Source organism: Candidatus Paracaedibacteraceae bacterium (genome assembly GCA_019636055.1).
Classification (GTDB): Bacteria; Pseudomonadota; Alphaproteobacteria; order Paracaedibacterales; family Paracaedibacteraceae; genus Paracaedibacter.
In genome coordinates, this window is sequence record JAHBYH010000003.1 from 182,564 (window position 1) to 205,518 (window position 22,955).

The window sequence follows — 22,955 nt, forward strand, 5'->3', positions numbered from 1 at the left end:
TGCTAGCCCTCCATTCGTGCTTTGCGACGTTGTGCTTCAACAGCTGCAATTGCTGCCATATTAATAAGTCCACGAGATGTGGCTGTTTGATTGACGATGTGGCCTGATTTATTCGTTCCCATCAAAATAGGTCCGATTGGCAAGCCGTGCCCCAGTACTTTTAGCATATTGAAGCTGATGTTTGCTGCATCCAATGAAGGCATAATCAAGAGGTTTGCTTCTCCCTTTAGGGTTGAGTTTGGTAAGATCTGATCCCGTAATTCCTGAGATAACGCGAGGTCAGCGTGCATTTCGCCGTCAATCTCGAGATCAGGGGCAATATTCCGAATAATCTCAAGCGTATCGCGCATTTTAATTGCACTAAACTTGTCGCTAGACCCAAAATTTGAATGAGATAAGAGAGCAATTTTTGGCTGGATACCAAATAATTTAACCTGTTCAGCCGCCATAATGGTGATCTCAGCCATTTCTTCAGGCGTTGTCTTCTTGTTGACATAGGCATCCGAGATGAAATAGACGCCTTTATCCATGAGAATAACATTAAGAGCTGCCGCCACATTATGCTCTGGGCTTAATTGTAGTACGTCGAGAACATCCTTTAGATGTTCATGGTACAAACGAGATGTACCAACGATCATTGTATCTGCATCACCAAGATGAACAGTCAATGCCGCAATTAATGTTGTGTTTGTTCTAACGTGGAATTTTGCCGCTTCAGGGGATACCCCTTTGCGTTCCATAAGTTGGTGATATGCGCGCCAATAGGTTTGATAACGACTGTCGTTATTGGGGTCAATGATTTCAAAATCAATCCCTGCTTTCATTCGCAGGCCTAAACGTTCAATTCTGCTTTCAATGACGGATGGGCGACCAACAAGAATTGGAATACAGATTTGATCATCAAGGATTGTCTGGACAGCACGTAGAACACGCTCATCCTCACCTTCACCAAAAGTGACGCGCATGAGGTTTGCTTTTGCCTGAGAAATAACAGGGCGCATAACCATGGATGATCTGTAAATGAAGGATTGTAATTTATGCTTGTATGCTTCAAGATCCTCGATTGGTCTTGTGGCAACGCCGGTTTCCATCGCAGCTTGAGCGACAGCATGGGGCAGAACAACGGATAAGCGTGGGTCAAATGGTTTTGGAATAATATAATCTGCACCAAAACGGTGGATTTCTCCGCCATAAGCGTTGGACACAATATCAGAGCTTTCGGCATGTGTTAAGTCAGCGAGTGCTTTTACACAAGCAATTTTCATAGCTTCATTAATTCGTGTTGCCCCAACATCTAAGGCGCCACGGAAGATATAGGGAAAACATAAAACGTTATTAACTTGGTTCGGGTAATCTGAACGACCTGTTGCAATGATTGCATCATCGCGAACTTCTTTGACAAGTTCTGGTCTAATCTCTGGCTCCGGATTGGATAGTGCCAGAATAATAGGGTTAGAAGCCATGGTTGCTACCATTTCTTTGGTCATAACACCCGCAGCTGACAGGCCAAGGAAAATATCTGCATCAACGATTGCTTCGGCTAATGTGCGCGCAGGTTTTTGTGTTGCATAACGTATTTTACTTTCGTCCATAGACTCAGTGCGACCGTTAAAAACGACGCCTTTACTGTCTGTTGCAATGATGTTTTCTTTGCGAAGACCAAGGCTAACCAATAGGTCAAGACATGCAATAGCAGCAGCACCAGCACCGGATGTTACAAGGCGAACGTCTTCAATTTTTTTGTCAATAAGTTTTAAGCCATTTAAAATGGCAGAACTAACAATAATTGCCGTTCCGTGCTGGTCGTCATGGAACACCGGGATATTCATGCGTTCTGTTAGTTTCTTTTCGATATAGAAACATTCAGGTGCTTTGATATCTTCGAGGTTAATACCGCCGAATGTTGGTTCTAATGCCGCAATAATATCGATAAGTTTATCCGGATCTGTTTCATTAACTTCAATATCCATGGCATTAATGCCTGCAAATTTTTTAAACAGAACAGCTTTACCTTCCATAACAGGTTTTGAGGCTAATGCACCAATATTACCTAGACCAAGAACGGCTGTTCCGTTTGAGATAACAGCAATTAAGTTTCCTCGAGATGTATAGTCAGCGGCACAAGCCGGGTTTTCAGCAATAGCAAGGCAAGGACCGGCCACACCAGGTGAGTAAGCTAGTGCTAAGTCTTGTTGCGAGGCCATGGGTTTAATTGGAATGATGTCAATTTTTCCCGGACGTGGGTTTTGGTGATAAACAAGGGAGCGTTCGTAAATTTCGTTCGACATATTAATTTTTTCGATTTTTAGTTAAACAACGATGCTCCTAGTATACCTAAAATAGGTAAGGATATACAGGGGCTTTTTAATTTATCTTAATAATCACCTTGTTTTTTTTGTGTCGGGAGTTTTTTGTTTGAAATAAGAGACCAATATTTTGTGTTGCGTAAAGCATGAAATAAAAGAATAATCATCGTTGTTAATATCCCAACAACGTACATGTCAAAGGCAATTGCTGTTCCAACGGATGCTGAGCACCAAATTGTGGCTGCTGTGGTGATGCCTTTAAGATGTCCTGCGTCACGCATGATAACGCCGGCACCTAAGAAACCAATCCCTGATACGATTTGGGCTGCAATTCGCCCTTGGTCGCCGTACTCAACAAAGATTGAAACAAGGCTGAATGCGCAAGCCCCCAAAGAAATCAGACCGAATGTCCGAATCCCAGCTTCTTGGCCGTGATGTTCACGTTCCCAACCAATGAGTGCGCCCAGTAAGAATGCAACCATTAGGCGGCCTGAAACTAATAACTCATGAATCCAATCAATTGACATATGTTTGTTTCAATCATTTTTTTATGTGACTTATCTTGTTATTATGTCATCCTATAAAATAGAGAGCAAGTGTAAGATAAATAATTGAAAAAAAATCTTGCGTCGTATAAAAATCATGTATTTAATTAGATAAGAACCATTATTCAGGGGTTATCGCATGTCGCAAAATGCAGAAGTATTGGCCACTGCAGAGCAAAAAGTCGTGGATTTGAAAACGATTGGTGCTCAGTTTAAAGATGCACGTGAGGCAAAGAACGTCTCGATTGCAGACGCATCGGCGGAAATTCATATTCGACAATTATATCTCAAGTCGATTGAAAGCGGTGATCTTGATGCTTTGCCCGGACATATTTATAAGGTTGGGTTTGTTCGGACTTATGCTAACTATTTAAAGCTTGATGCAAGGCAAATCTTAGCGGATATGAATCTTGTTGAGGAAGTCGTCCCTGATTATTCTAGTTTCACATATTCTGTCCCAGTCGATAGACAGCGTCGACCTGGTATTAAATTGACGCTTGCAGCAACAACGCTTTTATTTATAGGAGGCGTTGTTTTATATGTATCTGATGAATTTGCTGTGCATGAATCAGAAACCATGACAGGGGAACAAACTTTGCTTCCAGGAACAGAGCTGAGTTTGCCATCTCAGGATATATCTCAAGTATCCGTGCCAGATCTTGAAGTTGCACCTATTCAAGAAGCAAGCCCGGTTGAAAATAATACTCCTATTAATTTACAACCCCCCTTGGATGTAGACTTTCCTGTTCGTATTGTAGCGACAAAAAGTGCGTGGGTTCAGGTTAGTGATGAAACGGGGAAGGCTGTTTTTGTTCGTTTGATGCGAGAGGGTGAGACATACACTGTGCCAACAGATGGTAAGTTTAAGCTCAATACCGGTAATGGCGGTGGTGTCATACTATCCATTGGAGACAAGCGGTCAAATCCTATTGGTGATGAAGGTAAAGTTATTCGTGGTATTGATTTGTCGAAAGAATCGGTTACCAAAATTCTTGGATCCTAATCCGTTTTACATTCTATTTGGCTATATTCATAAATCATTAATGGGTTATTTGTGCATATTTTTATAAGCTTAAGAGTAACGGAGGGGAAGCATGACTCAAACATTCAGTGGTAACCGAGGTTTGCAATTAGAGGAACCGCTGATTTTTGAACTTAATCTTCCCAATATATCCGGTGTCGATATTGATCCTGTTGAGGTGTGTACGCAATCTTATCTTGCTGGGAAAACGCGCTCTTCTATTGGTTTGCCTGGTCTATCAGAACCACGGGCTATTCGTCATTATACGCGGTTAAGTCAGAAAAACTATAGCATTGATGCTGGGATGTATCCGTTGGGATCTTGTACAATGAAGCATAATCCTCGAATCAATGAGAAAGTAGCACGATATTTTTCTGATCTTCATCCATTACAGCCACACTCTACTCTACAGGGTGCGTATGCGATTATTTATGAGCTTGCCTTTTGGTTGATGGAACTAACCGGAATGTCTGCTGTTGCTATGTCGCCTGCTGCTGGGGCGCATGGTGAATTATGTGGGATCATGGCAATCAAAAAAGCTCTTGAAGTTCGTAATGATAATCGTAAGACCATTCTAGTCCCTGAATCTGCACATGGCACCAATCCGGCAACTGCGGCTGCTTGTGGTTTCGAGGTTAAAACGATCCCTGCAAATGAAGGGGGGCGTGTGGATATAAAGGCATTGCTTGAGGCTATGGATTCTAGTGTTGCCGGTATTATGCTAACCAATCCGAATACATGTGGCTTGTTTGAAGTTGATATTATACAAATTGCTGATGCAATCCATGCTGTTGACGGGTATTTCTATTGTGATGGCGCAAACTTTAATGCAATTGTCGGTAAGGTTAAACCCGCTGATTTGGGGGTGGACTGTATGCACATTAATCTGCATAAGACATTTTCCACCCCACATGGTGGAGGCGGTCCCGGTAGTGGTCCTGTTGTTCTCTCTGACCGGTTGGCACCTTATGCTCCACTTCCGTATGTTATGAAAAAAGGTGATGAGTATTGTCTTATTGAGGATGATGATTCAGGATTATCTTTGGGGCGTATTAAGGGGTTTCATGGGCAAATGGGAATGTTTACGCGTGCGTTAGCTTTTATCATTAGTCATGGTAAGGACGGACTGCGACAGATTTCTGAAGATGCTGTGATGAATGCGAATTATATTTTGTCGCGTCTTAAGGAAGCGTTTTCTCCTGCATTTTCTGGTTTCTGTATGCATGAAGCTTTGTTTAGTGATAGCTTCTTAAAAGGCACAGAGGTGACAACCCTTGATTTTTCAAAAGCAATGATCGACGAAGGGTATCATCCGATGACCATGTATTTTCCGTTGGTTGTTCACGGAGCTATGTTGATTGAGCCGACTGAATCTGAAACTAAACAATCCCTAGATGATTTTTGTGATATGATGTTGGATCTTGTAAAGCGAGCAAAGTCTGGTGATGCTCAATCTTTCAAAGAGTCTCCGAAATTAACGCCAAGACGTCGTTTAGATGAAACATTAGCAGCCCGATCTCCTAAGTTGCGCTGGAAAAAATCAGGAGACATCACTTCTGCAAGTCAAGTGGCTTAACATTTTACTTAAAAAACCAGAGCATGGCTCCTTTGAGCATTCCAGCTGCAGTTTCTAGGTATGTTGGTTGGGGAGGTGCGGTTTCTGTAACGGGGTGGGCTTCAGTTGTGAACTCAGGTAATTCGTGCCATAAAATATCTTTGTCTTCGGGAAAAAGACGTTGCATCTTGCTTTCTAATTCTTTTAGAACTGGATATAGTTCCGGAGCAACGGCATAAATTCGTTTTGCATGATCTCCCATTCTGTGGAAAATCTCACGGAGTTGAAGATTTGCTACATTTTCTTGGTTAGAAAAGTTTCTTAAGGTATTATAATAACAATTCCAGCAATCGATTAATCCTTTGGCCCCGTGTGGGGATTTTCCAAAGGCTTCGTGAAAAAATACTGGTGTTAACTGGAGAAAAATATCCCTAACATCCGCTGACAGAATCGGGATGAAAGTTTGTTGTACTTCTTCGTAAGTATAGGGTGTATCGCGTGTTTTATCAAAAGGGAGTTCTTCTGAATAGCACGTGGTTGCGATTAGTAAGATGCTAATTAACTTATACACTTTATCCTCCTTAAGTTATAAAAAATATACTTTCAAATATAATTATTAGGAATGAGGTATTCCGTCGCACGAGTATAGATAATGAACTTGCATCAAGTATAATAGCTTTATAATATAAAATTATAGATAAAATTTATGGATGTTTTCAGATGCGCTCTTTACCTTATTTCTGTACAATATTGTTAATGTCTTCATTTCATGTCGGAGTTGCTCAAGATATGCCGAATCCACCTTATAATTCACTTAATAACTCTACGGATTCATTGCCTGTCCCACCAGTTGCTGAAAAACGACCTTATATTTCAACTCATCACGGTGTTGAGTTAAAAGATGATTATGCTTGGTTGAGGGATTCAGCATGGAAGGGGCCGGAGGACGGTGTGAAAGACCCTGCTATTATGAGCTATATTTTAGCGGAAAACGGATATCATGATGCTATTATGACTCCTTTGCAGTCTGAAAGAGATCGCCTTTTCAATCAAATAAAAGGGTATGTGGCTGAAGTTGATGAATCAGTCCCAGTCAAAGACGGGGCTTATTATTACTGGTCACGTCAAACAAAAAATCAGAATTATCCTGTGCGTTACCGCAAAAAAGGAATTGATGGACAAGCAGAAATCTATTTTGATGCGAATAAGGAATCCAAAGGCCATAGTTTTTATCAGGCAGGTGGCCTCAATGTTAGTCCAAATGGAGAGCTTCTCATCTATAAAGTTGATACCAGTGGCAATGAGTTTTTTACCCTTAGAATTCGAAATCTCTTAACCGGTGAAGAGCTGACAGACACTATTGACTCAATTGCTGGTACAGTTTGGTTGCCGGACGGCACTGGTTTTTACTATTCCGAATTTACCCCTGAATGGCGGACTAAGAAAATATTCTTGCATAAGCTGGGAACAGAAAAATCAGAGGATATTCTAATTGCAGAAGAAACCGATGATGTTCGTAGTATTGGTCTTGGTCAATCCTTTGATGAGCGTTATATCTTTATAGAGTCCGGATCAAAGGACGAAAATTCAATTTCATACATTGATCTACAAGATCCGACACGGACAGTTCATTCTTTATTTGACCTCAAGGAAAATCGTCGCTATGAGGTTGAACATCATAACGGCTATTTCTATGTTCTAACCAATGATCAAGGCGATAATATGCGCCTTGGCCGATTGCCGGTCGGTGGTAATCCTGATGCATTGGAAGAACTCCTTGCTCATGATCCGCAGACTTATATTACCGGATTCTTACCGTATAAAGAACAATTTGTTCTGTCTTTTAAACGTTTGGGACTTGAAACATTTTCTGTTATGGATCCGGTGACCTTTAAGATGCGTGCGATTGAGTTCATGGATCCTGCTTATGAGGCAGGGTTGATTCCTACTTATTTTGAGGATGATGGGCTTAGATACAGTTATTCATCTATGGCACGCCCAAACTCAACTGTTGAAGTTAAATTTGCAGATCTAAAATCAACGATACTGAAAACCCAAGAAATAGGCAGTGGTTTTGATCCTGATCTTTATACTGTGGAACGCTTGTGGATTGATGCCCGGGATGGAGTCAAAGTTCCTATTTCGTTGGCGTATCGTAAAGATAAGTATCAAAAAGGGACTGATTCGCCATTGATGCTGTATGGTTATGGATCTTATGGGTATGCGATTCCTGCGTACTTTAGTAGTCAAGCTTTGTTGTGGATGGATAATGGTTTTGCCTATGCGATTGCTCATCCTCGAGGGGGTGATGATTTAGGGTATCAATGGTATTTGGATGGTAAATACCTGAAAAAAGAAAATACATTCAACGATTTTGCAGATTGTGCTAAGGCTCTTGTGAGTCTAGGATATGTTCAGCATGGAAATATCGCAACCATGGGTGGAAGCGCTGGTGGTATGTTAATGGGCGCAATGGCGAATCGTTATTCGGATTTGTTTAAGGTTGTTATTGCAGCTGTTCCTTTTGTTGATGTTATGAATACAATGCTAGACGACACCTTGCCGTTAACGCCGGGTGAGTTCAAGGAATGGGGCAATCCAATCGAAAGTGAAGAGTATTTCCGATATATGCTGGGGTATTCGCCGTATGATAACATGCCTGCGCAAAACTATCCTGCCATGTATGTAACAGGCGGGTTAACTGATCCGCGTGTTACCTATTGGGAGCCAACTAAGTGGATGGCAAAGTTGCGCGAGCTAAATACTGGGAATTTGCCGTCTGTTATGCATATGAATATTAATGCTGGACATGCAGGCGCATCACGTCGGGATGACGCATTGCGTGAAAGAGCAGATTTCCTTGCGTTTACAATGCATGTGTTTAATTTAGGGGAATAAAGGGCAAGGCGCCTCTCCCCATGCGCCAAGGCTTAGGTGCGATTAATTGCTCGAAGAGTGGGGGAGAGGGAAGCATTAGATCAAATTATAACCAATTAACTAGAATCTTGGTAGGTTGAATAAATTATCAATATAGGAAATGATGAATGAAATATATACGCAAAATAGTTTTAACAATTTTATCTACTGTTTTAGTTGCCTCTATATTAACAGCAAGCGAAATCCCTTCCTCTGATAATCCGCCATCTAAAAGAGATATTCCATTAAGTGTAAGAGCGGCTCCGTATGTCTATAAAACAGCAGAGGTTATGGGTGTTTTGGCAGGCGTAACTGTTGTAGCATATACTGGTTGTAGTTTGTGGAATAAGTTGCCTGTTGAGCTAGCTGATAAAATTGCGCGGTACTCATTAATCTCTGGAATTGTTTTATCTTTAGTTGGAGGAGGATTGTTTGCTAGTGATGCTACTAAGAGCGCAGAACAATATCGCAATGCTCTCTTAACCAGGAATATATCTCAATCTGAACTTGGATTATACAAAAGAGCTGCACAAATGAGTGGGCGGGATGTTATTCCGGCTTACTTAATAAGTGGATGCTTAGGCGCTGTTGTTGGTGCGGTTGTGGCGACTAGTTATTGGTTTTTATTTGATCGCCAACTCTCAGATCAACCATAAAAAAACCTCCTATTTTGGGAGGTTTTTGTTTGCTTGAGAACACAGGGAATTTACACCTGCATAATATCTTTTTGCTTAGAGGCTAAGTTCTCATCAATTTTTTTGATGTGCGTATCTGTAACTTTTTGAACTTCATCTGATAGACGGCGATGCTCATCTTCTGAGATGTCTCCGTCTTTTTCTGATTTTTTCAAAGCTTCCATGGCATCGCGACGAACGTTACGAACGCTGATACGGGCTTCTTCGGCATACTTTGCTGCAATTTTGGTCAGCTCTTGACGGCGTTCTTCAGTCAACGGTGGCAGTGGGACACGAACCAATTGTCCGTCAACAGATGGGTTTAGGCCAAGACCAGCTTCACGGATTGCCTTTTCAACAGCCTTAATCATACCGTTATCCCAAACTTGCACGGTCAACATGCGGGGTTCTGGGACGTTCACGTTACCAACTTGATTGATCGGGGTAGGAGAGCCATAAGCGTCTACTTTTACGGCATCCAGTAAATTAACGGATGCGCGACCTGTGCGAAGACCGGACAATTCGCGGTTTAGAACGTCAACGGCGCCATCCATGCGACGACCAGATTCGGTGATTAATTGATTTGTCATTGTTTACCTCAATTCTATTCGGGCTGAGTAATTAATGTATGCTTGCCTTTACCAGCCAATACATTGGCAAAGCCGTTTTCTTCGAAAATGGAAAAGACAGCAAGAGGAAGCTTATGTTCGCGGAGTAGGGCCACAGCTGTTGCATCCATAACCCCAAGGCGATCACTTAAGATGTCGTTATAGGATAAGCGATCGTAATGTTTTGCATCTGTGTGTTTAACAGGATCTTTATCATAGACGCCATCAACTTTTGTCGCCTTAAGAAGGAGTTCACAGTCCATTTCAAGCGCACGCAAAGCGGCTGCTGTATCTGTTGTAAAGAACGGGTTGCCTGAACCGGCTGCAAATATAACAACGCGACCTTTTTCCATATGAGACAGTGCACGGCGACGAACGTAATCTTCGCCGATTGCCTTCATTGGAATGGCTGTCATCACACGGCAAACCATATCGTTTTGTTCTAGGGCATTTTGTAGTGCTAATGCGTTGATAACGGTTGCAAGCATCCCCATGTAATCACAGGTTGAGCGATCGATGCCAAGGACTTGCGAACCTTTATCACCACGGAAAATGTTGCCACCACCGATAACGACGCAGACTTGAATGCCGGATAATGTTGCTGTGTGAATATCTGCTGCAATTTTATGCAACATACGATTGCTGAGAGATTGGGGTTGCCCCGCTTCATCAACTTCAGCCAAAGCCTCCCCAGAGAGTTTGAGGAGGACTCGTTTATAGGTCATGAGTCCTCTCCTTTTAATTATTTGCCAAGACCAGCTTGCGCAGCGACTTCGGCAGCGAAGTCTGATTCTTCTTTTTCGATGCCTTCACCAAGTGTAAACTTGACATAGCCAGCAAGTTTAACTGGTGCGCCAAATTCTTTTGCTGCTTGTTCAACAACATCAGCCACTTTTGTTTGACCATCAAGAACGTATGTTTGTTCGAGAAGAACAACTTCTTCGTAGTACTTACGAACGCGACCTTCAACCATCTTCTGGATGATTTCTTCAGGACGGCCTGTTGCACGAGCTTGTTCAATCAAAACTGTACGTTCACGGTCAAGGGATGTTGGGTCAACTTCATCAATGCAAAGAGCAGATGGGTTAGCAGCCGCAACGTGCATCGCGATTTTTTTACCCAATTCATTCAATTTGTCAGCTGGTGCTGCGGATTCTAGGGCAACCAACACACCAATTTTACCCAAGCCTGGGGCTGTGGCATTGTGAATGTAGGAACTAACGATACCTTGTGGTACAGACAATGTGTGAACGCGACGCAGGCTCATGTTTTCGCCGATTGTTGCGATCAAGCGTGTGATTTCGCCATCAACAGTGTTTGCATCATCGTATTTTGCTGTTTTAAGAGCATCTGCATCGTGGGATCCAGCCAAAGCAATTTCTGTTACATTACGAACCATTGCTTGGAATTGGTCGTTACGAGCAACGAAGTCTGTTTCAGCGTTAATTTCAACAACGGAACCTTTTGAACCGGATGTTGCAACACCAACAAGACCTTCAGCAGCAACGCGGCCGGCTTTCTTAGCAGCAGCAGCCAAACCTTTTTTACGAAGCCAGTCAACTGCTTCTTCAAGGTTTCCATTGGTTTCGGTCAATGCTTTTTTGCAGTCCATCATACCTGCACCAGACTTTTCGCGAAGGTCGCGAACCAAAGCGGCGGTAATTTCAGCCATTTTAATCTCCAGAAAAAATTATGAAAAAAAGGAATGCCTGACTTGCGTCAGGCTATGATTTTATTCAGCTGCAGCAGCTTCTTCAGCTAACAACTCTTCAGGAAGATCGGTGGATGCACCGATGTCGAAACCTGCGTTTGTCATTTCAGCTTGTAGACCATCCAAAACCGCACCGGCAACTAGGTCGCAGTACAGATGGATCGCGCGTTGTGCGTCGTCGTTACCTGGAACTGGGAATGTAACACCAGCTGGGTCAGAGTTGCTGTCCAAGATACCAACAACAGGAATGCCCAAGCGATTAGCTTCTTGAATTGCGATTGCTTCTTTGTTTGTATCGATCACGAACAATAGGTCAGGAAGACCACCCATATCACGGATACCACCCAAAGCCAATTCTAGTTTGGTGTATTCACGTTGTAGGTCTAGCTGTTCTTTCTTTGTTAGACCGGACATGCCTGTGTTTAGGCGTTCTTCTTGGTCTTTCATGCGCTTAATGGATTGGTTAACTGTTTTCCAGTTTGTCAAAGTTCCACCCAACCAACGGTGATTGATGTAGTACTGACCACACTTGGATGCAGCTTCTTTAACTTTTTGAGATGCCTGAGGTTTTGTTCCAACGAAAAGAACGCGGCCGCCAGCAGCAACTGTGTTACGAACAGCTTCGAGTGCACGGTGCAACAAGTTAACTGTTTGTTCCAAGTCCATAATATGAATGTTGTTGCGAACACCAAAAATAAATGGAGCCATCTTTGGGTTCCAGCGACGTGTATGGTGTCCGTAGTGAATACCAGCTTCCAAAAGCTGGCGCATAGTAAATGTTGGCAATGCCATTGTAAAAAACTCCTGTTTTCCGGTTATACCTCCACAAAAGTTCGCACATAATTCGTCTGAATTAGCACCGGATGGTTTTGACGGCTCACCCGTCAACACCACTTTTGTGTGTGGATTTCCTTGTGATAGTAGCAAACATTAATGGCGATTGCAAATGATTATGTGTGAGGGTTGATTTTCTGTGAGGTAACACTAAAATTTTTAGGACAATGAAGGAGGTACGGATGAGTGAACCTAATTTTATTAGTCAGAGCAAACAAGGGTTTTACGATGAAATAGAATGTTATGTGAAAGACCGTTTCTCGTCCATCAGGAAGAAAATGATTAAAAAGTGGTTTGATTTCAAAGATTACGGCATTAATGATACCCTTCCTGATGGGACCAATATAACACTAAGCGGCCTAGCTTTTGATGGAAGTGTTCAGGAATTGTTTTGGCGGAAAAGTTATTTTCCACAATATTTAGATGATATATTTAATGAAACTTTGCGGGGAATATTGAGCTATTCTGAAAAAAACACATTGAATCCAAATTCAGGTATCATTGTTTTGGAGAAATTGTGCTGTAAGTATATTCAAGCCCTGTATGAAGAAATGGCGAGGATAGACGCGAATCTTAGGGGGCAAGGGAAACCAAAAGAAAGAATTGATGTTGAAGACTATGTAAGGGCTCATCAGAAAGAAGTTATAGATAGACTAACAAAGTATAAATTAAACAAATGGGAAACTGTTTGTTTTTTTATAAAAAAACATGCGGTTAATCTTATTAAATTCTTTAAGTTCTGGTAGCCAGAAAGCTTAAGAAAACTATATATGGTACTATTTTAGGCTTATTCTATTGAGCTGGCTTATCTATGAAAAAAATATAATAATTGTGTATCAAAATAGAATTATTTTACTTATGATGTGTCCTAAGGTGCTGTAATTAGGAGATATTTCATGATAGATTTCGGAAGCTTGATTGGTGCAGAATTATTTAAGAGGGCGATAAATAAGCTCTTGGATTTCCTTGCTGGGTTAATTGGTGCAGAAAATAAAGACTCTCCGCCTGAAGACTTACCCCAAATACTTAGCGAAGAAAATAATAACTGTGTCAAATCAGAAACTTTGCCTGAAACTATTTCTGAAAATTTGACCTCAAAATTAAAGAGGCTTTTAAAAGCCCATAATATCCCGCTTATTTCTATTGGCGAACTGTTTAATTTGAAAGATTTTTCTTATTCAAAACTTGATGATCCAAATAAATTTGTTGACTGTTTTGATTCCCAACTTTTAGCTAAGATCTGTGATATTTTTTATATTAAGTTAGATTGGTTGCAAGGCAAAAAAACACTATTCAATAGTGTGCATTCTCCAAAACGTTGTTATAAAGCGATCGGGGACTTAGTCAGCTTTATTTGCAATGAAATTTATTCACCCTATAAAGCTTTAGAAACATGTGGTTTTGAATTATTTTTTTGTCTGAGTTCCAGTCAGAAATTTTCAACAAAAGAATTGTCTAGTATTAGGCATTTAAATGAAACGAGTGAAACCGGATTTTGTATTGTTGTTAAAATCACTAAGCGTTACGGATTGCAAAAAAGTGAATTCTCTACCTATCAGGTTTTTGATCATGGCATGAGGTGGAGTTATTGGAGAACTCGATACACTCTAAAATCAGTTGCTCTGTTGTGTTTAAAGTGGAATAAGAAAATCAATTTAGTTTCGATTGATGATGATTCATTTAGCGCATTATCGACGGGAGATGTTCTCCCTGCAGAGATTATGGAAGAGAATAGCGGAGAAATTATACATCATAGACATTTTGACTTTAGGGATTATGTGGAATCTTACCCACATATGAATCCGGAATTTGATGAAATGAAATCGGTGGAGTCATACTATAACGAACGGCGTTATAGAGAGTATGAAAATCTTTTTAAGTTCTGGCATGATAATCCACAGCTCCATCAAATAACAGGTTAAATTATTGCTTCTCCACCGTTTAAGTAACCTCTCCCACAGTGAGAGAGGTTCTTTTACTAATCAAGAACAGCCGCTTGTGGCACCGCAGGTATTGCACTTGAGGCAAGTGCCGTTGCGAACCATGGTAAAGTTACCGCAGTCACCACAGGCATCACCTTCGTATCCTTGGAGTCGTGCTTGTGCTGAACGTTCGGCGCGGGCAGAGACAACGGTTGATCGGCCTGTTGTGCCTGTTGCTTTTAGTTCTGATTTAATGACATAAAGATTACTTGAGGCGACAGTTTCATTTTCTGATACCTGAAGTGGTTTTTCTTCAACTAAATCTTGTTCATATTCATCTGCCTCACCAATAGTATCCGGTAACAGATCTTCTGGCTTAACGTGAGCTAAGTCATAACGGCCCAAATAACGTACGGCCAACTCGCGGAAGATATAGTCGAGAAGGGATGTCGCCATTTTAATTGCGTCATTTCCTTCGACCAGACCCGATGGTTCAAAGCGTGTGAAGGTAAACGCTTCGACATATTCTTCGAGAGGTACACCGTATTGCAGACCAATGGAAATAGACATGGCAAAGCTGTGCATCAAGGAACGGAATGCTGCACCTTCTTTGTGCATATCGATGAAAATTTCACCCAAGGTACCATCTTCATAATTTCCGGTACGTAGGTAAATTTTGTGTCCGCCAACGGCTGCTTTTTGGGTGTATCCATCGCGACGTGACGGCAGTTTTCGACGTTGGGATGCGTGGATAACCTTTTCAACAACCTTTTCGATCACTTTTTGGGAAATGATTTGAGCTTTTGCTGTGCTTGGTTTTTGGCTGAATTCTTCAACGTCTTCTTCGTCCAAAAGGGCAGAGTTTAACGGTTGAGATAGCTTAGATCCATCACGGTATAAGGCGTTCGCCTTTAAGCAAAGCTTCCATGACTTAATGTAAGATTCCTTACAATCGTCGATGGTTGCTGTGTTTGGCATATTAATGGTCTTAGAGATCGCGCCGGAAATGAACGGCTGTACAGCGGCCATCATTTCGATATGACTATCGATGGACAAGAAGCGCTTACCAATTTTACCACATGGATTTGCACAATCAAACACAGGGAGGTGTTCATCCTTCAAGTGTGGGGCGCCCTCAAGAGTCATGGTTCCACAGCAATATAGGTTCGCGGCTTCGATGTCAGCCTTGCTAAAGCCTAGGGCAGACAACATGTCAAAGCTGAAATCGCTGAGCTGTTCGTCTGTAAACTTCAAGACATCACGGCAGAATTCTTCGCCAAATGTAAACTTGTTAAAGGCAAACTTGACATCAAAGGCTGATTTTAGCGCTTCTTTGAGCTTACTTAGAGCTTCGTCTGTAAAGCCTTTTGCTTTTAATGTTTCGAAGTTAATAACCGGTGCGTGCTCAAGGGTGCCATGGCCGACGGCATACTTGGAAATTTCGTCGATTTGCTCAGCCGTGTAGCCTAATGTTGTTAGGGCTCGTGGTACCATACGGTTGATGATTTTAAAGTATCCACCACCCGCAAGTTTTTTGAACTTAACAAGAGCAAAGTCAGGTTCAACACCTGTGGTATCGCAGTCCATCACCAACCCAATTGTCCCAGTCGGAGCAATCACAGTTGTCTGGGCGTTACGATATCCGTACTTTTCACCGAGTGTTACTGCATTGTTCCAAGCTTCTTTTGAAGCTTTGATTAACTCTGGCATTGGGCAGTCTTTGGCAACCAATGGCACTGGTAGAATGGAAAGCTTTTCATATCCTTTGGATTCACCAAGTGCAGCGCGACGATGGTTGCGCATAACACGAAGCATTGATTCTTTGTTTGGCGCGTAACCAGAAAATGGTCCTTGTTCCTTAGCCATCTTTGCGGATGTGGCATAAGATACACCTGTCATGATCGCGGCAAGAGCACCAGCAATGGCGCGGGCTTCTTTGCTGTCATACGGAATACCCAGTGACATCAATAGACCGCCAATGTTGGCATAGCCAAGGCCAAGAGTGCGGAAGACATAAGAGCGTTCTGCAATTTCTTTGGACGGGAATTGAGCCATCATCACGGAAACCTCAAGAATAATGGTCCAGATAGTAATCGCGTGTTCATAGCTTTCCACGTTGAACTTTTTGTCAGGGCAGAATGTTGCAAGGTTCAATGAGGCTAAGTTACAAGCGGTGTCATCCAAGAACATGTATTCAGAACATGGATTGGATCCGTTAATGCGACCGCTCTCAGGGCATGTATGCCATTCATTGATGGTTGAGTCAAACTGAACCCCGGGGTCAGCTGATGCCCAAGCCGCATATCCAATCTTATCCCATAAATCTTGAGCCTTTAAGGTTTTGTGGACTGATCCATCTGTGCGGCGAATCAGATTCCAGTCTTTATTTTTTTCAACGGCGTTCAAAAATTCATTACTCAGGCGAACTGTGTTGTTTGAGTTTTGACCTGAAACGGTGAGGTATGCTTCGGAATCCCAGTCTGTATCATAAATGGCAATATCAATGGTTCTCTGTCCCATTTTGGCCATTTGGACAACGCGTTTAATATAGTTGTCAGGAACCATGGCGGAACGGGCTGCACGGATTGCACCTTTTAAAGCAGGGTTTGTTGATGCTTCAAAGCGGTTTTCCACAGGGGTTGCTTCATTTGTGCATGCTTCCATGATCATATTAAGGTGGAACTTGTTGTTCTTGGACCCTGTGACCAAGGCTGCAACTTTTTGTTCTTCAACCACTTTCCAGTTGACGAATTCCTCAACATCGGGGTGATCAACGTCAACGATAACCATTTTTGCAGCGCGACGTGTTGTCCCGCCTGATTTAATGGCGCCGGCTGAACGATCACCAATGCGAAGGAAGCTCATCAGGCCAGAGGAACGTCCGCCACCGGATAGAGGTTCACCTGAACCACGCAAGTTGGAGAAGTTTGTTCCTGTACCAGATCCATATTTAAAGAGTCGAGCTTCACGGACCCAAAGATCCATAATACCCCCATCGCCAACCAAATCGTCGCCAATGCTTTGAATAAAGCAAGCATGGGGTTGTGGGTGTTCATAAGCGTTTTCAGATTTTTTCAGTTCACCTGTTACGTGGTCAACATAATAGTGTCCTTGGGCCGGGCCATTAATTCCGTATGCCCAGTGCAGACCTGTATTGAACCATTGTGGTGAGTTCGGAGCAACCATTTGAGTGCACAACATATACCGTGTTTCATCATAAAAGGCGAGGGCGTCAGCTTCGGTATCGAAGTAGCCACCTTTCCAGCCCCAGTAAGTCCAAGCACCTGCAAGACGGTCAAATACCTGTGTTGATGTAGTTTCGGGGCCAAATTTAGCGTCTTTTGTCGCTTCTTTGCGCCATAGCCAAGAGGGGACGCCATCTTCCTTGACAGCGGTTAGTTTGTCTGGAACGCCAGCTTTTCTAAAATATTTTTGTGCCAATACATCACTGGCAACTTGTGACCAGCTGCTGGGGACATCAATGTTTTCTTGACGATAAACAATTGATCCGTCAGGATTTTTGATTTCACTGCTTGTTTTTGTGAACTGAATGCCATCATATGGACTTTTTCCCGCTGTTGTATACAGGCGACGTACTTGCATTTTTTGAACCCTCTACGATACTAAATATAGTTTGAAGTTTGGTCATAACCACCACATCTTGTGTTATCATTTCATATTTAAAAGTGAAAAAACAGTCTTGAAAAATTATTTTTTTAGTGCTTTGACATGGTTAATTTCAAAAATCTAATTTAATTGCGGAGTTAGCAAGGTGAAAAAAAATTTAGAAATATTGCTGGGAATTTACTTTTTGGTTTGGTAAAATGTATCCTATGTTTTACGAGGGAATTCGTACATAATACGGTTGACAAAAGCTGTGAAAAAGATATATCAACTAGTATTCGGTTTTTTTATTATTGGATAAATACTTATGGAAAAAAAGATACCAATGACACAAAATGGTTATGATCGCTTGCAAGAAGAGCTTCGTAACCTTAAGCAAAATGATCGTCAAGATGTTATTCGTGCAATTGCCGAAGCTCGGGAGCATGGGGATTTATCTGAAAATGCTGAATATCATGCTGCGAAAGAACGCCAAGGATTTATCGAGGGGCGTATTCTTGAGTTGGAAGATAAGATCTCTCGTGCTGAAATTATCGATGTCACCAAATTATCGGGTAGCGACATTAAATTTGGTGCAACCGTTACGCTGATTGATGAAGATACCGAAGAAAATCATCGTTACCAAATCGTTGGTGGGGATGAGTCTGATATTAAGCAAGGACGTATTTCTATCACGTCACCGTTGGCTCGTGCCTTGATTGGTAAGACCGTGGACGACATGGTTGAAGTCACAACACCGGGTGGTAGTAAGGCTTATTCTGTCATCAAAGTCGAATACATCTAATAGCAATCATCAGTTACCACCTTTCCCATAAGGGGAGAGGTGGGAGATTCGCCAAGCTTATCTATAAAACAAGGAGAGGGAGCAAATGTCATTAGCAGTGGGAAATCGTTTACCTAACGTCACTGTCAAAGCGATTGTTGACGGACAGGCGCAAGATTTGAATTTACCAGAATATCTATCTGGTAAAAAGGTTGTCTTGTTTGCTGTTCCCGGGGCGTTTACAGGGGTTTGTTCTAAAGATCATCTTCCTTCTTATGTTAACCAGTATGACGTTCTTAAATCAAATGGTATTGACGCTGTTATCTGTCTGGCAGTGAACGATATTCCGGTTTTGACCGCATGGTCCGATATTCATAATGCGGGTAAACTTGTTTTTATCTCTGACTGGGATGCTGCTTTGACAAGAACCATGGGAATGGATGTTGATCTTTCAGCATTCTCTTTAGGTATTCGGTCAAAACGTTATGCTGCCGTCATAGAGAACGGCATTGTTACGCACCTTAATATCGAAGATTCCCCGGGAACCTGTTCAGTTTCAAAGGCTGATACGATCTTAGAAGGTTTGCTTTAGTCATTTGTTCTCTGTTATCTCGCGCCCTGATGGCATATCTTGATCAAATTGATTTCCAGCTTGGAATGCTCTTTCATCAAGGGACGACCAACCCGGGCCTTCGAATCCTCGTGAGATCGTTTCCCCCATAGAAGAAAAATCTGGGCTATCGGATGATTCTCGTGGTGCTGAATTATCATCAGTATTTTTTCCAAGGCTCGCTATATCTGGAAGGATATCAGGGTTATCCGCGTGATCATCTGATGAGGATTCACGGAGACGGCGTTCCTCCTCTTCTTCATCCTGTCGTTTAAGTTGTCGCATGAGATTTAAAAGTTCTTCGGCAGTTGCGTTCGGTTTTTGTTTAATAGCCCGATCAAAGTAACCGTTCATGACATCTAGATAACGTGACAATTCTAATGTTGATTTTAACCAAGCGGTTATTGCTTTCTTGCGCATCTCAGGATTATTTTTTGTAAGGATGGTTACAATCTCTGAGCCAATCGCGGCTAGGTGTTTGTCACGCTGGGTATTCACATCTCTGGTGAATTGTTCTGTAGTTCGTCCCCATTTCCCCCCACTCACAAAGTGACAGGCACCTTCGAAGCATTTGCGAATAAAGCCGGGGAGATTTAGAATGTCAAAGCCAATTCTTTTTAAGTCATCTGCGGAAAATATAATTTTTTCATCTAATATACCAAGCAGTTCTGTTTTTAATCCTGTTAGAGCATCAACAAGGTCAATATAATTTTTTAGTCGGTCTAAAGTAAAGTTCCAAAGGGTAATAATTGTCATATCCTGGGTTAAACTGATCGCTGGCTTTGTTGATAGATTCATTCCCATAAAATCTCGCATGCCATTAATTAAATTTGTACTATCATCAACTAACCCTATTTCGCTCGTCAGTATACTGAGTCTTGAAATTAATTTTTGGCTGGGATTCCCATCTAAAACTTTTGGTTTTTCGTTTGCTAGATTATCAAGAACTGGTGTTTGTTGTTCTTGGATCTGCTGAAGTAACATCTGATTGAGGATTACTAATGATTTTGAAAGGTCGATATAATGCTTTAAGGAGTTAAGACTTACATCCCATAAAACAAGCATTGTTGCATGATTTACGGCAATAACACCCCGTTGATTTGAACTCGGAGTTAATTCATTAATTCCTTCTTGTAATGTTTGGATTGGTTGACTCAGTTTTTTATCTAGCCTAGGCATGAGATTTATTAATTTGCTAATTAAAGCTTGTTTAACAGGTAAAAGTTGGTCGCCCCCAGATGATTCAGATGGTTGTGAATCCATTGCATTGGAAAAATTTAAGGTTAAAAGCGCAGTGGTGATAAGTCTAATCATATGGGGGACTTTCTTACTGGGATAACTTCTGAAGAAGTTCTTCTAAACTAGGTAATTCTTGATCGACTCGGCCTTGATCTTCACGTAGTATTTGAATTTTTTGTCTAAGATCGTCAACTAACCTTTGCTTTTCTTGATCGATTTGCCCTGATTGTTGGACTAACCGTGCTAGAGTTTCAATTTGCTTTTGAATTTGCATGACAGCTTCACCCGATTGCTTAGATAAATTTTCAAGTTGGGCCATTTTTCCAAGGATAGACTGAATAGATGCTGACAGATTTTGGGTCAAGTCTTCAGCTTCGATTCCCAAGTCCAAACCTTGTCCTATATTAGTCCGAGCATATTCTTCATGTTTGCGTGCGCTCTCAATACTACGTAAGGCCTCTTCTGGATTAATACGTACTTTTTCTGATCGAAGTCGCATAGCTTGGCGTATTTTTGTCTTTGCGTCTAGTGCTTCACCTGAGCTTACTTTCCCCGGAAACAATGTTTCCCAATCATTTTGTATCAGACGCAAATTTAAATCTGCATCTGCAAGTTGTTGAGCTGACATGTTTTTGATCTGATTAAGTGTTGGTTTTGGCGCGGGATTATCCATGCTTAATGCCGGTAAAATACTGATTACACTTAATAAAGCAATTTTTCTGACTAAAGACATTTTTCCCTCCTGATATAAGACTATTGCATGTGTTGTAGGATATCGTTCATTTGATCGTATTCACGCTGAGTACGCTGAATTTGTTCATTAAGGTCGTCAACCGACGTTTGTAGGCGAGCTCGTAACTGTTCGTAATGCTGGTGACGTTCATCGGCTTGTTGCGTCAAGTCTTGACGCATTCTCTCGACGATTTGTCGTAACTGGCTCATTTTTTCCGCCAGTTCTCCGTTTAAGTTTTGCATTTGTTGAGTATAGCCTGCCAAGGAAAGTCCAAAATCGCTGACAATGCCTTCGAGGTCTAGTGAACTATTAAGGAGTTCAGTAAATCGTTGGCGTAGGTCGTTTACTTGTTGGTTAAGCTGGTCAATTTCAGTTTGTTTTGCTCGAACTTCTTGTTCAAGAGCAATAATCCTTTGTTGGTCAATACCTTGTTGTAGACGGAGCAACCGGATTTCTTCGTCTTTAGCACCAATTTCTAATGTTAATTGGATAATCTGTTGGCGCAATGTTGTTGAATCTGTAAAAACCTGCTCAAGTTTTGAACGAATATTGGCGTACTGGTTGGCATTGTTATTGGGAACTAAATTAATGCTGTGTAAATAACCGTCTAAACGGCGGTCAATAGCGTCTAGTTGACCAAGAGCCGTGGCTAACTCTGTTGTTAGATCACGTACCTGTTGTTTGTATCCCCGCTTTTTTCCTTTTTGACGTTGGATTTCGGCCTCATTTTCCTGAACATCTTTATTGTTTAGCCAGTTGCGCAGAGCATCAAGTTGTTGTGTGATGCACGTGTGGGTTGATCCATGGCATAAGGCCAAACAAGAAGATGACAATGCTTGGGATACTGCAGCTACATTGGGGGATGTATTGATGGCATCGACTGTCTTTTTACAATCAGTAGGAGCGCAGTGTATTTTTATATTACATTTTCCAGTTGTAACAACAGGAGCCCCTTGATTATTAAGGCTATTAAACAGGACATCTCGTGACTGATTGGTGTATCGTCCCAGTGTTATTTTTTCTACTGCATGAGCTGACAGAGTAGTCAGGATAAGGGCGAATATTTTAAGCATACAGAACGCAGTAGTGCAACGTTGACTATACAACGAATATATATTCTAATAATTAATATATAGTAAATTTGAGGTAATTCTATGAGAAATAAATTTTTATTTATATCTGTATTTGCTTTGGGAACAGAGAGCTCGCAAGCCCATTTTTATGGTGGTGGTGATGTTGGGCTGAATGCAACTCAGTCAAACGTAACCTTTACACGTGATCCTGATGGAGCAGATCCGCATGGGGACTATTATACGTTAAAACCATCTCATAATTCTTTTGTTGCAGGAATTTTTGGAGGTTGGACCTTTAAGTCAGGTATTTTCGCTGCAGGAGTTGAGGTTGGTGGTACCGCAAATACAATGAGTGATAAAGTTTTTACCTTAAGTCCACGGGACGGGATTAATGAGAAGTTCACAATAAAAAGTCCGGGAAGTTTAGAAGCATCAACGCGATTTGGGGTTTACGTGAACCCGCAAAGCTATTTGTATATCAAACCAGGTGTTATTGTGACCAGAATAAAAACAACGTTTTCAGGTGTTGATGGCGTTTCAACACCAGGGCAAGTTTATCAAGACCGTCGAGGGGCATCAAGCTCAACAGGGGCATTTAAGTTAGCTTTTGGCTATGAAGGGTTTGTGTCAACTCGTTTTTCTGTTCGCAGCGAGGTATCTCATACATTTGGGACGAATCATCGCTTACATATCCCAAGCTATGCGGGTGCTGCTTATTCTGCTGAGCAAACGACCATAAAATTCAGGACATCCCATACGGCATTCAAGATTGGTCTTGCCTACCATTTTTGCTAGTGAAGATTAAATTCAGTAGGGATAAT

The 22,955-nt window shown here is 41.7% G+C and carries 20 protein-coding genes; 9 read left to right on the forward strand and 11 right to left on the reverse strand.

The genetic code is table 11. The annotated features are described in order from the left end of the window. Positions 1 to 2: 2 nt before the first annotated feature. The gene (locus tag KF820_06520) at positions 3 to 2,288 is read right to left on the reverse strand and encodes an NADP-dependent malic enzyme (protein ID MBX3457989.1); all 2,286 of its coding nucleotides are present in this window, start codon (positions 2,286 to 2,288) and stop codon (positions 3 to 5) included. Positions 2,289 to 2,374: 86 nt separating this feature from the next. Beyond that, the gene (locus KF820_06525; protein MBX3457990.1) at positions 2,375 to 2,833 is read right to left on the reverse strand and encodes an MgtC/SapB family protein; all 459 of its coding nucleotides are present in this window, start codon (positions 2,831 to 2,833) and stop codon (positions 2,375 to 2,377) included. A gap of 157 nt (positions 2,834 to 2,990) precedes the next feature. On the opposite strand from KF820_06525, the gene KF820_06530 reads away from it, so the two are divergent. Both KF820_06530 and gcvPB read left to right on the forward strand, forming a co-directional pair. Beyond that, positions 2,991 to 3,854 (forward strand): helix-turn-helix domain-containing protein, encoded by an 864-nt coding sequence (locus KF820_06530; protein ID MBX3457991.1) that lies wholly within the window; start codon positions 2,991 to 2,993, stop codon positions 3,852 to 3,854. 91 nt (positions 3,855 to 3,945) lie between these two features. Beyond that, entirely contained in the window at positions 3,946 to 5,448 is a 1,503-nt protein-coding gene (gene gcvPB, locus KF820_06535) for an aminomethyl-transferring glycine dehydrogenase subunit GcvPB (protein MBX3457992.1), read from the forward strand. Positions 5,449 to 5,452: 4 nt separating this feature from the next. On the opposite strand, the gene KF820_06540 is transcribed toward gcvPB, so the two are convergent. Beyond that, complete coding sequence (locus tag KF820_06540) at positions 5,453 to 5,998, reverse strand: hypothetical protein (GenBank protein MBX3457993.1); 546 nt, start codon at positions 5,996 to 5,998, stop codon at positions 5,453 to 5,455. 149 nt (positions 5,999 to 6,147) lie between these two features. Here KF820_06540 and KF820_06545 point away from each other — a divergent pair, with 149 nt between their 5' ends. Continuing rightward, positions 6,148 to 8,325 carry a S9 family peptidase gene (locus KF820_06545; GenBank protein ID MBX3457994.1) on the forward strand — a complete coding sequence of 726 codons (2,178 nt, stop codon included), beginning with the start codon at positions 6,148 to 6,150 and terminating at the stop codon, positions 8,323 to 8,325. 146 nt (positions 8,326 to 8,471) lie between these two features. After that, positions 8,472 to 8,999, forward strand: a complete 528-nt coding sequence (locus tag KF820_06550) for a hypothetical protein (GenBank protein ID MBX3457995.1) — start codon at positions 8,472 to 8,474, stop codon at positions 8,997 to 8,999. Between the two features lie 50 nt (positions 9,000 to 9,049). Here the strand turns inward: KF820_06550 and frr are convergent, their stop codons facing one another. The 4 genes from frr to rpsB are packed head-to-tail and all read right to left on the reverse strand — an operon-like array spanning position 9,050 to position 12,122. Further along, complete coding sequence (frr, locus tag KF820_06555) at positions 9,050 to 9,607, reverse strand: ribosome recycling factor (protein MBX3457996.1); 558 nt, start codon at positions 9,605 to 9,607, stop codon at positions 9,050 to 9,052. 14 nt (positions 9,608 to 9,621) lie between these two features. Continuing rightward, on the reverse strand, positions 9,622 to 10,350 hold the full coding sequence (pyrH, locus tag KF820_06560) for a UMP kinase (GenBank protein MBX3457997.1): 729 nt from the start codon (positions 10,348 to 10,350) through the stop codon (positions 9,622 to 9,624). 17 nt (positions 10,351 to 10,367) lie between these two features. Beyond that, complete coding sequence (locus KF820_06565) at positions 10,368 to 11,297, reverse strand: elongation factor Ts (GenBank protein MBX3457998.1); 930 nt, start codon at positions 11,295 to 11,297, stop codon at positions 10,368 to 10,370. 60 nt (positions 11,298 to 11,357) lie between these two features. Then, a complete protein-coding gene (rpsB, locus tag KF820_06570; protein MBX3457999.1) occupies positions 11,358 to 12,122 on the reverse strand; it encodes a 30S ribosomal protein S2 in 765 nt (254 codons plus the stop codon). A 230-nt stretch (positions 12,123 to 12,352) separates the two neighbouring features. Between rpsB and KF820_06575 the strand changes: the two genes are divergently transcribed. Then, positions 12,353 to 12,916 (forward strand): hypothetical protein, encoded by a 564-nt coding sequence (locus tag KF820_06575; protein MBX3458000.1) that lies wholly within the window; start codon positions 12,353 to 12,355, stop codon positions 12,914 to 12,916. Between the two features lie 150 nt (positions 12,917 to 13,066). Further along, positions 13,067 to 14,092, forward strand: a complete 1,026-nt coding sequence (locus tag KF820_06580; GenBank protein MBX3458001.1) for a hypothetical protein — start codon at positions 13,067 to 13,069, stop codon at positions 14,090 to 14,092. A 60-nt stretch (positions 14,093 to 14,152) separates the two neighbouring features. On the opposite strand, the gene KF820_06585 is transcribed toward KF820_06580, so the two are convergent. Continuing rightward, positions 14,153 to 17,695, reverse strand: a complete 3,543-nt coding sequence (locus KF820_06585) for a vitamin B12-dependent ribonucleotide reductase (protein MBX3458002.1) — start codon at positions 17,693 to 17,695, stop codon at positions 14,153 to 14,155. Between the two features lie 328 nt (positions 17,696 to 18,023). On the opposite strand from KF820_06585, the gene greA reads away from it, so the two are divergent. After that, positions 18,024 to 18,500 carry a transcription elongation factor GreA gene (gene greA / locus KF820_06590; GenBank protein ID MBX3458003.1) on the forward strand — a complete coding sequence of 159 codons (477 nt, stop codon included), beginning with the start codon at positions 18,024 to 18,026 and terminating at the stop codon, positions 18,498 to 18,500. A gap of 85 nt (positions 18,501 to 18,585) precedes the next feature. Continuing rightward, a complete protein-coding gene (locus KF820_06595; protein ID MBX3458004.1) occupies positions 18,586 to 19,071 on the forward strand; it encodes a peroxiredoxin in 486 nt (161 codons plus the stop codon). Here the strand turns inward: KF820_06595 and KF820_06600 are convergent, their stop codons facing one another. The 3 genes from KF820_06600 to KF820_06610 are packed head-to-tail and all read right to left on the reverse strand — an operon-like array spanning position 19,072 to position 22,134. Further along, the gene (locus KF820_06600) at positions 19,072 to 20,403 is read right to left on the reverse strand and encodes a hypothetical protein (protein ID MBX3458005.1); all 1,332 of its coding nucleotides are present in this window, start codon (positions 20,401 to 20,403) and stop codon (positions 19,072 to 19,074) included. A gap of 13 nt (positions 20,404 to 20,416) precedes the next feature. Continuing rightward, positions 20,417 to 21,061 (reverse strand): hypothetical protein, encoded by a 645-nt coding sequence (locus KF820_06605; GenBank protein ID MBX3458006.1) that lies wholly within the window; start codon positions 21,059 to 21,061, stop codon positions 20,417 to 20,419. A 20-nt stretch (positions 21,062 to 21,081) separates the two neighbouring features. Then, the gene (locus KF820_06610; GenBank protein ID MBX3458007.1) at positions 21,082 to 22,134 is read right to left on the reverse strand and encodes a hypothetical protein; all 1,053 of its coding nucleotides are present in this window, start codon (positions 22,132 to 22,134) and stop codon (positions 21,082 to 21,084) included. An 81-nt stretch (positions 22,135 to 22,215) separates the two neighbouring features. Here KF820_06610 and KF820_06615 point away from each other — a divergent pair, with 81 nt between their 5' ends. Continuing rightward, positions 22,216 to 22,929, forward strand: a complete 714-nt coding sequence (locus KF820_06615; protein ID MBX3458008.1) for an outer membrane beta-barrel protein — start codon at positions 22,216 to 22,218, stop codon at positions 22,927 to 22,929. The last annotated feature ends 26 nt before the right edge of the window (positions 22,930 to 22,955 follow it).

Bases quoted from the DNA above. Each gene is read 5' to 3' on its own strand.
- KF820_06520 (MBX3457989.1), bottom strand. From the start codon at position 2,288: ATGTCGAACGAAATTTACGAACGCTCCCTTGTTTATCACCAAAACCCA.
- KF820_06525 (MBX3457990.1), bottom strand. From the start codon at position 2,833: ATGTCAATTGATTGGATTCATGAGTTATTAGTTTCAGGCCGCCTAATG.
- KF820_06530 (MBX3457991.1), top strand. From the start codon at position 2,991: ATGTCGCAAAATGCAGAAGTATTGGCCACTGCAGAGCAAAAAGTCGTG.
- gcvPB (MBX3457992.1), top strand. From the start codon at position 3,946: ATGACTCAAACATTCAGTGGTAACCGAGGTTTGCAATTAGAGGAACCG.
- KF820_06545 (MBX3457994.1), top strand. From the start codon at position 6,148: ATGCGCTCTTTACCTTATTTCTGTACAATATTGTTAATGTCTTCATTT.
- KF820_06550 (MBX3457995.1), top strand. From the start codon at position 8,472: ATGAAATATATACGCAAAATAGTTTTAACAATTTTATCTACTGTTTTA.
- frr (MBX3457996.1), bottom strand. From the start codon at position 9,607: ATGACAAATCAATTAATCACCGAATCTGGTCGTCGCATGGATGGCGCC.
- pyrH (MBX3457997.1), bottom strand. From the start codon at position 10,350: ATGACCTATAAACGAGTCCTCCTCAAACTCTCTGGGGAGGCTTTGGCT.
- KF820_06565 (MBX3457998.1), bottom strand. From the start codon at position 11,297: ATGGCTGAAATTACCGCCGCTTTGGTTCGCGACCTTCGCGAAAAGTCT.
- KF820_06575 (MBX3458000.1), top strand. From the start codon at position 12,353: ATGAGTGAACCTAATTTTATTAGTCAGAGCAAACAAGGGTTTTACGAT.
- KF820_06580 (MBX3458001.1), top strand. From the start codon at position 13,067: ATGATAGATTTCGGAAGCTTGATTGGTGCAGAATTATTTAAGAGGGCG.
- KF820_06585 (MBX3458002.1), bottom strand. From the start codon at position 17,695: ATGCAAGTACGTCGCCTGTATACAACAGCGGGAAAAAGTCCATATGAT.
- greA (MBX3458003.1), top strand. From the start codon at position 18,024: ATGGAAAAAAAGATACCAATGACACAAAATGGTTATGATCGCTTGCAA.
- KF820_06595 (MBX3458004.1), top strand. From the start codon at position 18,586: ATGTCATTAGCAGTGGGAAATCGTTTACCTAACGTCACTGTCAAAGCG.
- KF820_06600 (MBX3458005.1), bottom strand. From the start codon at position 20,403: ATGATTAGACTTATCACCACTGCGCTTTTAACCTTAAATTTTTCCAAT.
- KF820_06605 (MBX3458006.1), bottom strand. From the start codon at position 21,061: ATGTCTTTAGTCAGAAAAATTGCTTTATTAAGTGTAATCAGTATTTTA.
- KF820_06610 (MBX3458007.1), bottom strand. From the start codon at position 22,134: ATGCTTAAAATATTCGCCCTTATCCTGACTACTCTGTCAGCTCATGCA.
- KF820_06615 (MBX3458008.1), top strand. From the start codon at position 22,216: ATGAGAAATAAATTTTTATTTATATCTGTATTTGCTTTGGGAACAGAG.